This is a genomic window from Corynebacterium macginleyi (assembly GCF_003688935.1).
Taxonomy (GTDB): Bacteria; Actinomycetota; Actinomycetes; order Mycobacteriales; family Mycobacteriaceae; genus Corynebacterium; species Corynebacterium macginleyi.
Window position 1 is genome coordinate 1 of record NZ_REGE01000031.1, and the last position, 13,308, is coordinate 13,308.

Genomic DNA, 13,308 nt, shown 5'->3' on the forward strand with positions numbered 1-13,308 from the left:
TGTCGCTGGCGAGCTTGGAACACACCCGAAACCTCATAGCCGCCAACACCATCCACACCAACGACGCAGACACCATCGAGGCAGCCTCCTAATGAACCAACATCAACCCCGAGCCGGACCCCAACACTGTCCCCCGATCCACAGATTCAGAAAGGACAGATACACCACTCCACCGGACTTGACCGAAAATATGATCAGGCGCTAGACGAAATGATTGACGATGCTCTAGCCCGCGGTTTCCTAAGTAAAGACTTTCGGGCCGGAAACACTCGAATCGCGGATAATCTAACAATGGATTCTCACACCACTACACTTGCGGTATAGATTCCAGAACCCAGAGTCTTTGGCCCGCATGGAATTCCTCCAATCGCCACAGATAGATAAAAGTATCACCTATTAAGGAATGTATAGAAAATGAAGTTCAATTTTGAGGCCCCTGAACCGTTGCAGCTGTCTGCGCCTGTTTCATACTACGAAGATCTTCTGTCTGATTACCGATACCGAGACATCTCATTTCTCAAAATGGACACTACGGGTCAGGTTCTTGGCAAATGTGTAATTGGGGGAATCAATTACACCATTAAGAGCTACGAGACTGCTGGATTGATTACCTCAATAGAAATCTTAGACGCGCGGGAGACAGATAGCTTCCTTGATATCCCACTGTCATTGTCAAGCCGAAAGTTTGTCAAAGCCCTAAAAGATGTGGGGATCGAATTCGAACACAACCGTGACGGCATAACCATTCCCCACGACAATGGGGCCATTGCTTTGTCATACCAATTCGGCAAAGTTGTGGCTATTTGTTGGGAATAACCAGCCAATTTCAATCACACGAGTGCGCAGTCTGACTTACGCGACAGCCTAACCGAAGACCTTGACGTACTAAACAACCGACGAAAAAGGAAGTGCATCGAGAAAATGAACATTGAAGGTACCTGCCCCTTGCCCGTAAAGCCCGGTATGACGGTGAACCAGGCCACTAAAGCATGCTATGACTCGGAATTAGGTGCGGATACGTATGAGGAACAGTTTGAAGGCTGGGTTGATATCGAAACACTAGAACCTGGTGATCCTGGCCGCAAGGTTGTGTGCTGCGTGGAAGACGGTAAGTGCGTCACTGTTGAAATGAAGTACATGGAGGCGCCAATCACGGATACTTGCTATGGCGTTGACCTTAATCGGCGCCCCGCTGAGACCGCACAGGAAAGCACTGAACGAATTGCAAAAGAGCTACAGAGCCAAGGAATCCGCACCGAGATAAATGATTTCCTCATCTTATTACCTGACCAGTTAGTCGCAATCGAAGTCAACGAATGCGTTGCCTGGTTTGATCCTGCACACTGGAGTCTTGAGGACTTTCTCGATACGTCGTACCTTGCCTAGAGAAAAAGGCCCGGCCCCGATGTGTCCACTTTTCGGGGGTCGGGCCCAGAGTGTGCTCTGAAAAATCGTATACACCACAATCCGGGGTTACTCCAGCGACGAGGTCTTCTACAATCTCCATGAGCTCAATGAGGCGATAGCTGACTGTGTTGCTGATATCAACGACATATTAACGCGGGCTGATGGCACAACACGGCGCCTGTGCCTTGAGCAAGAAGATGTACCGGTGATGCGGGATCTTCTGCCCACACCGTTGTGCGTACAGTGTCCCATAAACGGCTCAAAGTCGACCGTGACTGGCACATCATCTGTGAAAGCCCGTGCCGCTCCGTGCCATTTCAGCTGGGAGGAGAATCGGTACCAGTCAGGCTCACCGAGGAGTTGGTGAGTATCGTCAACGGTGATCGGCGTGTTGCCGGTTCCACACGCTTTCATGGATTTAAGTACCGGTATTCCACTGGCCCAAGCCATAGGGGCTCGATCCTCGATGTGTCTACTTTTCGGGGTTCGGGCCCATATGCTGGTTGCAGCAGGTCTTACCCGGTCAACGTTTTTCCATCACCAGCAACGCCTTACCATCGCTGACAAGCATGCTCAGCTCAAACAGGCTATCTGTGAGATCTTCGAGCGGATGAAGCGTCGTTATGGTTACCGGCGTGTGCACGCTCAGCCCGATGGAAAGGATGGGCGGTCAACCATAAGCTGGTCTACAAGGTCATGAACCAGCTAGAGCTTACATCCAAGGTCCGGGCGAAAAAGAAGTACAACGCGTACAAAGGCCCTTTCAGCCAAATCGCAACCAGCGTGCTCGACCAATGTTGCACCCCGGATGCACACAGTAGGGGTGGGCAAATGATATTACGCAGTTTCGGGTGCTGGCACCAAGGTCTACTTGTCGCCGATCATGGACCTCTATGATTGTTCGGTGGTCATGTCGTACAGCGTGCCTACCTCATCGAGCACGGCGTTGGCATCGCAGTCTTTGCGCGATTCCATTGCACAACAATCATCAGGTCAAGGCTTACTTGTAAATATCGGCCAGGGATACAGTACCAGCATTCCAGTTGGCGTGACCTGATCAAAAGCATCGGTGGTATGCAGTCAATGTCCGGGGAAGGCAACTACTACGACAAAGCCTTCATGGAAAATCTCTTCGGGCACGTGAAAGCGGAGATGTACCACGGTGAAACATTCACTAGTATGCAGGCGTTCTACCGCGCGACCGATGACTGCATCCCCTGGTACAACAACGAATGCATCCCAAAACGACTCAAAGGCTTGACCCCTGATACGTTCTCCTGCCGTGGGTTCCGCCGCGCCTTGCACCCGTAATTTTTCCTTAAATAGGCCAGCGCACCCGGCGACGATATTCATTCCAGGGGCCCTAGCTGATAAGTATTACTCGAGCGCGCTCAACACGAAATTTCTCCTTGTGGAAAACTTTTGTGCACTGCGTTCTTGTGGCGCTATACTGGCATGCACATGCGATGATCCGGCTATCACCGGGGGAGCAATTCAGAAGAACAGCCAGTAGGCTCAGTAGAACTGGACGGGTGGGACCGTTATCTCCTTCACCGAAACGAAGCGGAGCTTTTAGCTCAAGCAGGGTGGTACCGCGAGCCTTCGGCCCGTCCCTGCATAAAGTTATAGCGTGAAGGAACATAATGGTGAAAAAGATTTATCCCAAGGTCGATATGACCGGCGGCTCGAGCCGTTTCCCGGACATGGAAGAACAAGTTCAGAAGTACTGGAAGCAGGACGATACATTCCAGGCTTCTTTGGATAAAACCAAAGACTGCCCAGAATACATCTTTTATGACGGCCCTCCCTTTGCCAATGGTCTGCCGCATTACGGACACCTGTTGACTGGGTACGTCAAAGATATCGTACCGCGCTACCGTACGATGGCTGGAAACTATGTTCCGCGCGTCTTCGGCTGGGATACCCACGGATTGCCCGCGGAGCTGGAGGCGGAAAAACAGCTCGGGATTACTGATAAAGCCCAGATCGAGGAAATGGGCTTGGACAAGTTCAATGATTACTGCGCTCAGTCGGTGTTGGAATACACCGATGAATGGGAAGATTATGTCAACCGCCAGGCCCGGTGGGTGGATTTTGGCAATGGCTACAAGACCATGGATATCAACTTCATGGAATCGGTCATGTGGGCGTTCAAGAAGCTGTATGACAAGGGCCTGATCTACCAGGGCTTTCGCGTACTGCCTTACTCCTGGGCGGAGCATACCTCGCTGTCCAACCAAGAAACCCGCTTGGATGATTCCTACAAGATGCGTCAGGATCCCACCTTGACGGTGACGTTCCCAGTCGCGGGCGTTCGTGAGGGCACCGCCGCGGATAAGACGCTGGCGGAAAACCCTGTGCTTGCTGATGCCTCCTTCCTCGCCTGGACCACCACCCCCTGGACCCTGCCGTCCAACGCGGCGCTGGCGGTTCACCCGGAGGTCTCCTATGCACTGTTTAAGGCTACCGCCGGGGAATTCGCTGGCCGCACGTTAATCATGGCCGAAAACCTGTTGGGCACCCTGGAAAAAGAGCTGGGTGAGGCCGAGGTGCTTGACACCTTCACTGGCGCGCAGCTCGAGGGCTTCAAGTACGAGCCGATCTTCGGATTCTTCCCGGACCTGCGCAATGCCTACCAGGTGCTGCTGGCAGACTACGTCACTACCGAAGATGGTACGGGCGTGGTCCACCAAGCACCCGCTTTTGGTGAAGACGATATGAATACCACCAATGAGTACGACATTGAGCTGGTGGTCCCGGTGGATGAAGACGGCAAGTTCACCTCCCAGGTCCCGCCGTACGAGGGGCAGCTGGTCTTCGATGCTAATAAATCCATCATCAAGGACCTGAAGGCCGCTGGGCGAGTGGTGCGCCATGTGACCATCGAGCACTCCTACCCACACTCCTGGCGCTCAGGCGAGCCGCTTATTTACATGGCCCTGCCGGCGTGGTTTGTGAAGGTCACCGAATTCCGGGACCGCATGGTAGAGCTGAACCGTAACGAAATCGAGTGGCTGCCGGAACACATCCGCGATGGTCAATTTGGCAAGTGGCTGGAAGGCGCCCGTGACTGGAATATTTCGCGCACCCGCTACTGGGGCGCGCCCATTCCGGTGTGGATATCCGATAACGACGAATACCCGCGCATGGACGTCTACGGTTCTCTGGACGAGCTGGAGCGGGACTTTGGAAAGCGCCCAGAATCGCTGCACCGCCCGTACATCGACGAGCTAACCCGCCCCAACCCGGATGATCCCACCGGTAAGTCCATGATGCGCCGGGTACCGGACGTGCTGGACTGCTGGTTCGAGTCCGGCTCCATGCCGTTTGCACAAAAGCACTATCCCTTTGAAAACAAGGAGTGGTTTGAATCCCATTCGCCGGCGGACTTCATCGTGGAGTACTCCGGGCAAACCCGCGGCTGGTTCTACCTGCTGCACGTGCTGTCCACCGCGCTATTTGATCGCCCGGCATTTAAGAAGGTCGTGGCCCACGGCATCGTCTTGGGAAACGATGGCCTCAAGATGTCCAAATCCAAGGGTAACTACCCTAACGTCAATGAGGTCTTTGACCGCGATGGTTCCGATGCCATGCGGTGGTTCCTGATGTCCTCGCCGATCCTGCGCGGTGGCAACCTCATTGTCACCGAGCAGGGCATCCGCGAGGGCGTGCGCCAGGCGCTGCTTCCCATCTGGAACGCGTACACCTTCTTGCAGCTCTACGCCGAGCAGGATGCCAAGTTCGATACCAGTTCCACCCACGTGCTTGACCGCTACATCCTGGCTAAGACCCACGACCTTGTGGCCAACGTCGATGCTGCGTTGGCGGGAACCGATATCGCTACCGCTACCGAAGAGGTTCGCCTTTTCGCCGATGTGCTGACCAACTGGTACGTCCGCCGCTCTCGCGATCGCTTCTGGGGCGGCGAGGATGCCAACCCAGAGGCCTTTAATACCCTCTACACCGTTTTAGAGACCACAACGCGCGTGGTCGCCCCGTTGCTGCCGCACGTTGCTGAGGTCATCTATCGTGGCCTGACCGGTGAGCGCTCTGTGCACCTGGCGGACTTTCCCAAGGCTGAAGACTATCCCGCAGATGCGGACCTGGTTGCTGCCATGGACGCCACTCGCGCGGTGGCATCGGCTGCGTCCTCGGTGCGCAAGGCCAATAAGCTGCGCAACCGCCTGCCGCTGCCGAAGCTCACCGTGGCCTTTGCGGGCTCCCAGGACTTGGCGGACTTCGCTGACATTATCCGCGACGAGGTCAATGTCAAGGAAGTTGAGCTTACTGACGATGTCGATTCCGTCGGCACCTTCCAAGTGGTTTGCAATGCCAAGGTTGCCGGCCCGCGCTTGGGCAAGGATGTCCAGCGCGCCATCAAGAACCTCAAGGCGGGCAACTACGAGCGCCGTGGCGATGAGGTTGTCGTAGACGGTGACATTGTCTTAAGCCCTGAGGAATATACCGAGCGTTTGCAGGCAGCGAACCCTGATTCCACGGCCCGCATCGAGGGCTTGGATGGTCTCGTCGTTCTAGATACCGAGGTCACCGAAGAACTCGAGGCCGAAGGTTGGGCTGCTGACGTCATCCGTAGCTTGCAGGATATCCGTAAGAACTCCGGCTTTGACGTATCTGATCGCATCACCGTGACTCTTTCCGTGCCGGAAGATAAGAAAGAGTGGGCGCAGCGCCACGCTGACACGATCGCGGGCGAGGTTCTGGCGACGGAGTTCTCCGTGCTCACCGAGCAGCTTGCCTGTGCCCACGAAGTCCTCGCCGGAGTCACCGCCACCGTAGCGAAGAACTAGGAGTCCAAAGCTCCTACGTCAACCGGCCCGGACGGGTGCTATCTACAGCATTCGACCGGGCCGGCGTGTATACGGCGGTCAGCACTTCTCAGTAATGAAGGTAGTGAATGAACTAGGCTGGCTCCGCCGGTTTGAGAGTGCGTAGCGGGGTGAAGCAGACCATGACGGGTGCAGCGGTTCACTACAACATATAAGGGATCCGCATTGTGAGGCCTCTTGGAAACCTCGTGGCCGAGGTCACCTGCCGAGTCAACCGCTGGATGCCTGCCGCCAGCTCGTTTTCGGTGCCCCGCGACCTAGCCGGCGACAAACTCACCAATTGCCGGCAGCTCCTTCAACCGCTACATCTTGCGGTGCTGGTCCGCTCCGGATAGCTCAAAGAAAAGTTCAACGCACTCTAAAACCGGAAGGGCCGGTAAAGCTGCAATAAGCCTTCGGGCTCGAAGCGCAGAAATGTCTCGTGGGTAGGGATGCGGCTAACTCCTGTCTCCATCTTGCATATGCGTTAGTTCAAGCTTTAGCCCTTCACAATTCCAGGGTTAGCGGTTAGTGTGTGGAGGCTGAGCTGGTGTGACTTAGACTAGACAGCATGCAGCGTTGGGTTCTCCACATCGATATGGATGCGTTTTTTGCCTCCGTCGAGCAATTGACCCGACCGACTTTGCAGGGCCGGCCGGTGCTCGTCGGCGGGGCCGGCGGTCGCGGGGTCGTTGCTGGTGCGTCCTACGAGGCGCGCGAGTATGGTGCTCACTCGGCGATGCCCATGTACCGTGCCCAGCAATTGGTGGGGCTGCGTGCAGTGGTGGTCAGCCCGCGGCGGGCAGTGTATTCGGCTGCGTCGCGCCGGATATTTGAGATTATCTCTCAACACGTGGAGGTGATCGAGCAACTGTCTATCGACGAGGCCTTTATGGAACCAGCGGCGTTGGTGGGTGCGACGGCGGGTGAGGTGCAGCAGTGGGCGGATGAACTGCGTGCGCTGATTAGGGAGGAAACAGGCCTTCCGTGTTCCATCGGCGCAGGTTCTGGTAAGCAATTCGCCAAGATCAGCTCCGGTGAGGCCAAGCCAGATGGCACCTATGTCATCCCGGCCGACAAGCAGCTGGAGATGCTGCATCCGCTCGCGGTGGGAAAGCTATGGGGTGTGGGACAGGTTACCGAGGCCAAGCTCAAGGCCATTGGGGTGGAGACCATTGGTGCGCTAGCAGCTATGACCCGCAAGGAGGTAGAAATTTCTATCGGTAGCGTCGTCGGCTTGCAGCTGTGGCGGTTGGCCCAAGGTATCGACGATAGGGAAGTAGCCCCGCGCGCGATTTCCAAACAAATTTCCACGGAGCACACTTATCCCAAGGACCTATTGACCGTTGCTGATGTAGATGCGGCGATTATTCGCGCTGCCGAGGGTGCACACCACCGTCTGCTTAAAGATGGCCGCGGAGCGCGCACGGTGACAGTAAAGCTACGGATGGCTGATTTTCATATCGAATTGCGTTCGACCACCTTGGCTTATGCCACCGATGATCTCAAGGTATTGACCGCAGCCGCATTCAGGCTGGCCCGCTACCCGGATGAATTAGGCCCCATCCGCTTGGTGGGGGTGAGCTATTCTGGGCTGGAAGTCGCACGCCAGGACGTGCTGTTTCCTGAGCTCGACCGTAAAATCGTGCGGCCCGTGGCGCCGGATAGCGACTACGAAACGGGTGTCAGCGATGAATCCCCGCTACCTGTGCCGACCACTGTGGTTGTCGAGGACGATGCGGAGGATCAGTGGCACGCCACTCAAGACGTCTACCATCCGGAATTTGGACACGGTTGGATTCAAGGCACCGGGCACGGTGTGGTCAGCGTGCGCTTTGAAACCCGCGCCACCGGACCCGGCCGCACGAAATCCTTTGCCGCCAGCGACCCGCATCTGGTTCCGGCAGATCCGCTTGATTCCCTAGACTGGCAGGACTGGCTGGGCAACCACGACTAGATCGCGACATAGCGCTTGGGATCAGGGTTTTGCCGGAATACCTCGGCGGGGTCCGTGCCGGTGGCCAGCGCCGCGGCCAACAGAATGCGCGCCTGGCTGGGGCGGAAGGACCCCGCGTTGATCGCGCCCAGGCTGTGGAGACTCGCCCCGCCGCCATCGCCGCCATAGGACAACGCTGTCGCCCCGTACGGGGTGCGGGTGGAAATAACGACGGGGAGTCCGTCGTGGAGGGCATCGGCAAGCGCGCGCCCCATGTCCCGACTTGTATTGCCCGCGCCCATAGCCTCGATGACGAAGCCGGCGGCGCAAGTGCGGGCGGCATCGACAAGCACGCGCCCCGCACCGGGGTAGGCGGGGATGATTTCTACCGGGTGCGGCGCCATGGGACGCGGCTGCAGCCGCGGGGTGGCATCCGACACTCGCAGGGACTCAAAAGCCCGTAGGTCGAAGGTGTGTTGCTTGCGGGCCCCGCGCGCCGGGACGATCATGCCACCAAAGCAGATAAAGACGCCGGGTCGCTTGCTAAGGGCGAGCTTGCGCGCATCGCGGAGATTGCGCGGGCCGTCCGGGTGCGGGTGATCGTAGGAGCGCTGCGCTCCGGTGAGCACGATCGGCGTATCGCAGGCGCAAAAAATCTCCAGCGCCATCGCCGTTTCTTCCATCGAATCGGAGCCATGGGTGATGATGACGCCGTCAATGTCTGCGCGGGCGGTCTGCTCGTTGACCACGGCAATGAGCTCGTCGAGGTCCGCGAGCGTAATAGAGGAGGAATCGAGCTGGCGAAATTCCACCACCTCGGCGTCGATATCGGCCGCAAGCTGCGCGCCTGTAACGGTGGGAACGAGGGAACCATCCTGCACCGTGGTGCAAGCAATCGTGCCGCCAGTGGCTATGAGGGCAAGGTGAGTCATGCACTCCACAATAAAAGAAGACGCGCCGAGGCGGCCGGCGCGGACCAGGAAAGCTGGGGCAAATGTAAACTGGTGGGAGTTTATACCCAGACGTGAGGAGTAAGAAGTGAAATTCCGCAAATTTGGTGCCGCGTGCCTCGCCTTGAGCGCGGCGGCCGCCCTGTCCGCCTGCTCTTCTGACGACGAGCAAGAAGACACTACCAAGAGCACTGAATCTAGCGGATCCGCCTCCGCCGACGGGCAGTCCGCGGCACCAGCGCTGCCCTCCGCTGCTGATTTGAACGCCATTCTAGCGAAGGCTACGGATCCGGAAGCATCGCAGGAAGAAAAGACCGCCACGGTGGAAGGCGGCGAATCTGCCCCCGAAATCTTCGACATCATGGCGCGCTCCAAGGAAGAATCTGGCGCGGAGTTCGCGGTCGTGGATCCGGTCTTGCCCGGCTACGACCCGCAATCCGTGCTAACTACGGTGAACTTCTCCACGGCCGATGGCCAGGAGCAGACCGCTGACCAGGTGGAATTTATCTACCAGGACGGCACCTGGAAACTATCGAAGACCTGGGCGTGCACGCTGATTCAAAACACGGTACCGCCTGAGCAGGTACCGCAGATGTGTGCCGATACCGGTGCGGGCGCGTTGCCAGCCGATGAAGCCGCCGGCGCCCCCGTAGTCGGCGAACAGCAACCGCCTGCTGAGGCCCCCGTAGAAGCCCCCGCCCAGTAATTTTCCGCTACTCGGAAAACGCCAGCTCCGTCAGACTTGACTGCACGACGCGCAGATCTGAGTCGGCGGTGCCGTAGGTTACCTTTGTCTCGAAAGACACGTAACCGTTTACGGGGAGCGGTTTAGTCAGATCGACCGTGACGCTGCCCGAGGAATGGGTGGAAGAATCCAGCACGTTGAGCTCTTTATTTTGTAGCTGCGTGCCTTCGGATTGGCCGTCTAGGGATAAAGCTCCTAGGGTGGGCCGTTGTTCCACCGCGACGGATAGCGTGACCCGGTCTCCATCCAGGGACTCGACCGTATAGCGGGTTGTTTGCAAGAGCGTGGATTCCCCCGTCACGCGCGAATCGACCGTCCACGTCGCGCCGGTGCCCACTTCTTCCTTCGGGAAAACTATGGGCAGTGCGGTCAGCTTCATGATCGCCTGCTCGACTATGCCACGCGCCTTATCGCTTGCGGCCTGCGGGGCGGCTAAACGCAGGGAATTCATCTGGCCATTATCTTGACCGCGCCAACCAAATTGGAACCCGGAAGCAGAAGATACATCGGTATCGCCGGAGTACTCCGGATCTTTTGTTGTGACAAACGCGTTGCGCGAAGCCGGTAATTGATCTTCGACGTCTTCGGTGGCTTTATCCACGGAAGCAGTGAGAGGCAGGGTAGTTGTTGCCTTATTAACGCCGGTGGCCTGGAAATCGGCGGCTGCGGATTTATTCAGCAAATCCTGCGAAAATCCCTCCGTGGCACGATAAGAAACCTCCTGTGAGGAGTCGATATCGTGATATTCCAGCAGCTTCTTCTCACCGGTTCCGGCATGGTCGACGGTCAGGCGCGGGGCATCGATAATCAAGCCAACGGGCTGCTCAACGGCGGGGCCGGGCGTCTCATGAGAACAGGCGCTGAGCGTTGCGGCAATGGCGCAAAGGGCTGTAAAAAATTTGACTCGAAACACGCTTACCAAAATACCGGACGCGCCGGATTAGAATGGTGTGAGTGAGTCAAAACCGAAGGAGTAAAACAGGTCTTATAGCTGCGGTGGTTATCGCCGTGGCGGTCGTGGATCAAGCCGTAAAGCAAATCATGCTTGCCGTACTGACGGAGGGCGAGCCGCATCATGTCATCGGGGACTGGTTCAGGTTTAACCTACTATTTAACCCAGGCGCGGCATTTTCCATCGGCGGCGAGGGATCGACCTGGCTGTTTACCACTATTCAATTGGCGTTTGTCCTAGGCGTGGCGATCGCCGCCCCGCGCATTGACAATACCGGCCAGGCGCTGGGGCTGGCGCTCATTGCCGGAGGGGCATTGGGCAATTTTGCAGACCGCATTTTCCGCGATCCCGGCTTTTGGTTCGGGCACGTCGTGGACTACATCTCGGTTGGCTCGTTCGCAGTCTTTAATATCGCAGATGCCGCTATTACTTGCGGTGTCGTGATTTTTATTGGCGCCATGCTTATTGCTGAACGGAGGGCGGAAAATGAATAGGCAATTGCGCAGTTTTCCCATTCCAGAAGGCTTAGAGGGCATGCGTGTCGATGCCGCCCTAGCCAAACTCCTTGGCCTCTCCCGCTCGGCTACTGCCCAGCTGTGTGCTGAAGGCGGGGTGACCGTAGACTCGCAGGAGCTGGGTAAATCCGAGCGCTTGGCTTCTGGCCAAGTCGTTTCGGTATTGCTCCCAGAACCGGAAAAGCCCCTGCTGCCGCGCGAGGAACTGGTGGAGGGCATGGACGTTTTATACAGCGACGCCGATATCATCTGCGTGCACAAACCCGTCGGCGTCGCTGCGCACCCGAGCGTGGGCTGGGATGGCCCGACGGTCATCGGCGGGCTGCGCGCAGCTGGGTATAAAGTGGCTTCCCTAGGCCCCACCGAGCGGCAGGGTATCGTCCACCGACTCGACGTGGGTACATCTGGGGTCATGGTCGTGGCTTCCTCGGGGCGAGCCTACTCGGCACTCAAGCATGCGTTTAAGTATCGGACCGTGAAGAAGACCTATCACGCGGTGGTCCAAGGACTGCCCGATCCCATTGAAGGCACCATCGATGCCCCCATCGCCCGGCATCCGAAGGCGGGTTGGAAATTCGCCGTGCTTGATGATGGCAAAGCAGCAGTCACCCATTACCACCTCATTGAGGCCTTTCGCGAGGCTAGCCTCATCGAGGTGCACCTGGAAACCGGCCGCACGCACCAAATCCGCGTCCACATGTCCGCCACCGGGCATCCCTGCGTTGGCGATCCCATGTACGGTTCAAATCCGCAGCTTTCTGCCCGCCTGGGTCTAGAGCGCCAGTGGCTGCATGCGGTGCAGCTTGGCTTTACCCATCCCGGCACCGGAAAGTGGTTTGAGGCCCGCGCGCCCTACCCCGACGACTTGCGCAATGCCCTGGAGTGTTTACAGGGATGAGGAAGTTTTATCGGCGACGCCGTCTAGCGGCGCTGGCGCTGGTGCTGGTGGCGGTCGTGGTTGTGTTGTTGCTTTTTGGCACACTGGGCACGCAGGCATCCACACGCGTGCAGGGCGATTACTTGGGCCCAGATGGGGAATCACGGGCGGAGTACATTGAGCGCGTCAATTCCATGGACATCGATCCGGATGCCTCGACGTATGCGTTGGTGACTTTCCAAGCTGAGCTGCCGCCGGTTGCCGTCGCCGCCGCCTTGACTAACGTTCCGCGTATGGATGCCATCCTAATGGGCTCGACCGCGCCCGTCGTGGTGCCGGAGCCGGTCGCCGGTGAGGATCGCGCCGCGGTCATTAACCGCACCTTTGACCGCATCGGCTCTTCCTTCGGTCAGCGCCCGAGCGCGGTTAGCGCCGCAGTAGTGTGGGGTAGAGGCACCCAGCTGTCCGATGTCGCCTCCCTTCCCGTCGTTGCCGCCGTTGAACCTGCGCCGGTCGATGCCGCCTGGGGCAGCTTCGCCGTGCGCCCACCCAGCTAAATTTGCCATCCTGAACGCTTTGGTGAGCGGGGTACCAAGGAAGCCGTTTAGCATCGGGGGCATGGAACACATTCGGGCATATATTGCGGCTTTAAACTCGGCGACGGATATCCTCGCCGAGGCTAATGACAGGCCCGCCTCCGAGCTGAGCGCCGCCGGCATGGCGGATGCCGCAGCTGCGTAGATTGCCGACCTTTTCCAGATTTATTGTAAGCCGATCAGTTTTACGCGCCGCCAGCGCCGGGCAGTCGAGGGAGCGCGGCGCAATGGGCATTCGTTGCCGACGTTGGAGTTCATCGAAAAGCACGCTTGCCGGTGTCGCCGTCCTCTTTCCTTCCGGCACCTCCACCTCCACCGTGCGCACCAACGTGGTAATCCCACTGGATAAGCTGAGCGCTATTGCGCAGGGCGATAAGGGGCCCTTCCGGTTTTAGAGTGCGTTGATTTTGTCCTGTAGTTGTCCGGAGTGGATCAGGCACCGCACGATGTAGTGGTTGAGGTTTTTAAATCCTAAGGCGATGCCGCGTAGGTGTTCGAGCCTGC

At 57.8% G+C, this 13,308-nt stretch carries 12 protein-coding genes and 1 pseudogene; 11 read left to right on the top strand and 2 right to left on the bottom strand.

Features of this window, described 5'->3' with window-relative positions:
• Window positions 1–414: 414 nt before the first annotated feature.
• The 5 genes and pseudogenes from D9V82_RS11440 to D9V82_RS11460 all read left to right on the top strand — a co-directional run bounded on the left by D9V82_RS11440 (window position 415) and on the right by D9V82_RS11460 (window position 8,190).
• Window positions 415–816, top strand: coding sequence for a hypothetical protein (locus D9V82_RS11440; protein WP_121912469.1), 402 nt, complete (start codon window positions 415–417; stop codon window positions 814–816).
• A 105-nt stretch (window positions 817–921) separates the two neighbouring features.
• A complete protein-coding gene (locus tag D9V82_RS11445) occupies window positions 922–1,386 on the top strand; it encodes a hypothetical protein (protein WP_121912470.1) in 465 nt (154 codons plus the stop codon).
• A 517-nt stretch (window positions 1,387–1,903) separates the two neighbouring features.
• Window positions 1,904–2,718 (top strand): annotated as a pseudogene (locus tag D9V82_RS11450) (IS3 family transposase); the annotation flags it as partial.
• A 332-nt stretch (window positions 2,719–3,050) separates the two neighbouring features.
• Window positions 3,051–6,215: an isoleucine--tRNA ligase gene (gene ileS / locus D9V82_RS11455; protein WP_121912471.1), complete on the top strand. Its 3,165-nt coding sequence runs from the start codon at window positions 3,051–3,053 to the stop codon at window positions 6,213–6,215.
• A 589-nt stretch (window positions 6,216–6,804) separates the two neighbouring features.
• Window positions 6,805–8,190 (top strand): DNA polymerase IV, encoded by a 1,386-nt coding sequence (locus tag D9V82_RS11460; RefSeq protein WP_121912472.1) that lies wholly within the window; start codon window positions 6,805–6,807, stop codon window positions 8,188–8,190.
• Here the strand turns inward: D9V82_RS11460 and D9V82_RS11465 are convergent.
• Window positions 8,187–9,101, bottom strand: a complete 915-nt coding sequence (locus tag D9V82_RS11465) for an asparaginase (protein WP_121912473.1) — start codon at window positions 9,099–9,101, stop codon at window positions 8,187–8,189. The two genes, D9V82_RS11460 and D9V82_RS11465, sit on opposite strands and share 4 nt — an antisense overlap.
• Before the next feature lie 106 nt (window positions 9,102–9,207).
• Between D9V82_RS11465 and D9V82_RS11470 the strand changes: the two genes are divergently transcribed.
• Entirely contained in the window at window positions 9,208–9,825 is a 618-nt protein-coding gene (locus tag D9V82_RS11470) for a WKL family lipoprotein (RefSeq protein WP_121912474.1), read from the top strand.
• Window positions 9,826–9,832: 7 nt separating this feature from the next.
• Here D9V82_RS11470 and D9V82_RS11475 read toward each other — a convergent pair whose 3' ends face one another.
• Window positions 9,833–10,777, bottom strand: coding sequence for a hypothetical protein (locus D9V82_RS11475; protein ID WP_121912475.1), 945 nt, complete (start codon window positions 10,775–10,777; stop codon window positions 9,833–9,835).
• Window positions 10,778–10,818: 41 nt separating this feature from the next.
• Here D9V82_RS11475 and lspA point away from each other — a divergent pair, with 41 nt between their 5' ends.
• The 5 genes from lspA to D9V82_RS12330 all read left to right on the top strand — a co-directional run bounded on the left by lspA (window position 10,819) and on the right by D9V82_RS12330 (window position 13,199).
• A complete protein-coding gene (lspA, locus tag D9V82_RS11480; RefSeq protein WP_121912476.1) occupies window positions 10,819–11,310 on the top strand; it encodes a signal peptidase II in 492 nt (163 codons plus the stop codon).
• Window positions 11,303–12,229, top strand: a complete 927-nt coding sequence (locus tag D9V82_RS11485) for an RluA family pseudouridine synthase (RefSeq protein WP_121912477.1) — start codon at window positions 11,303–11,305, stop codon at window positions 12,227–12,229. The genes lspA and D9V82_RS11485 overlap by 8 nt, the downstream gene beginning before the upstream one ends.
• On the top strand, window positions 12,226–12,765 hold the full coding sequence (locus tag D9V82_RS11490; protein WP_121912478.1) for a hypothetical protein: 540 nt from the start codon (window positions 12,226–12,228) through the stop codon (window positions 12,763–12,765). Before D9V82_RS11485 ends, D9V82_RS11490 begins: the two co-directional genes overlap by 4 nt.
• Before the next feature lie 61 nt (window positions 12,766–12,826).
• Window positions 12,827–12,949: a hypothetical protein gene (locus tag D9V82_RS12945; protein ID WP_259466308.1), complete on the top strand. Its 123-nt coding sequence runs from the start codon at window positions 12,827–12,829 to the stop codon at window positions 12,947–12,949.
• Window positions 12,950–13,031: 82 nt separating this feature from the next.
• The gene (locus D9V82_RS12330) at window positions 13,032–13,199 is read left to right on the top strand and encodes a hypothetical protein (RefSeq protein WP_167449815.1); all 168 of its coding nucleotides are present in this window, start codon (window positions 13,032–13,034) and stop codon (window positions 13,197–13,199) included.
• Window positions 13,200–13,308 lie beyond the last annotated feature (109 nt).

What these genes read in the sequence shown, in the direction of transcription:
- D9V82_RS11445 (WP_121912470.1), top strand. Translation starts at nt 922, where the DNA reads ATGAACATTGAAGGTACCTGCCCCTTGCCCGTAAAGCCCGGTATGACG.
- ileS (WP_121912471.1), top strand. Translation starts at nt 3,051, where the DNA reads ATGGTGAAAAAGATTTATCCCAAGGTCGATATGACCGGCGGCTCGAGC.
- D9V82_RS11465 (WP_121912473.1), bottom strand. Translation starts at nt 9,101, where the DNA reads ATGACTCACCTTGCCCTCATAGCCACTGGCGGCACGATTGCTTGCACC.
- D9V82_RS12330 (WP_167449815.1), top strand. Translation starts at nt 13,032, where the DNA reads ATGGGCATTCGTTGCCGACGTTGGAGTTCATCGAAAAGCACGCTTGCC.
- D9V82_RS11460 (WP_121912472.1), top strand. Translation starts at nt 6,805, where the DNA reads ATGCAGCGTTGGGTTCTCCACATCGATATGGATGCGTTTTTTGCCTCC.
- D9V82_RS12945 (WP_259466308.1), top strand. Translation starts at nt 12,827, where the DNA reads ATGGAACACATTCGGGCATATATTGCGGCTTTAAACTCGGCGACGGAT.
- D9V82_RS11440 (WP_121912469.1), top strand. Translation starts at nt 415, where the DNA reads ATGAAGTTCAATTTTGAGGCCCCTGAACCGTTGCAGCTGTCTGCGCCT.
- D9V82_RS11485 (WP_121912477.1), top strand. Translation starts at nt 11,303, where the DNA reads ATGAATAGGCAATTGCGCAGTTTTCCCATTCCAGAAGGCTTAGAGGGC.
- D9V82_RS11490 (WP_121912478.1), top strand. Translation starts at nt 12,226, where the DNA reads ATGAGGAAGTTTTATCGGCGACGCCGTCTAGCGGCGCTGGCGCTGGTG.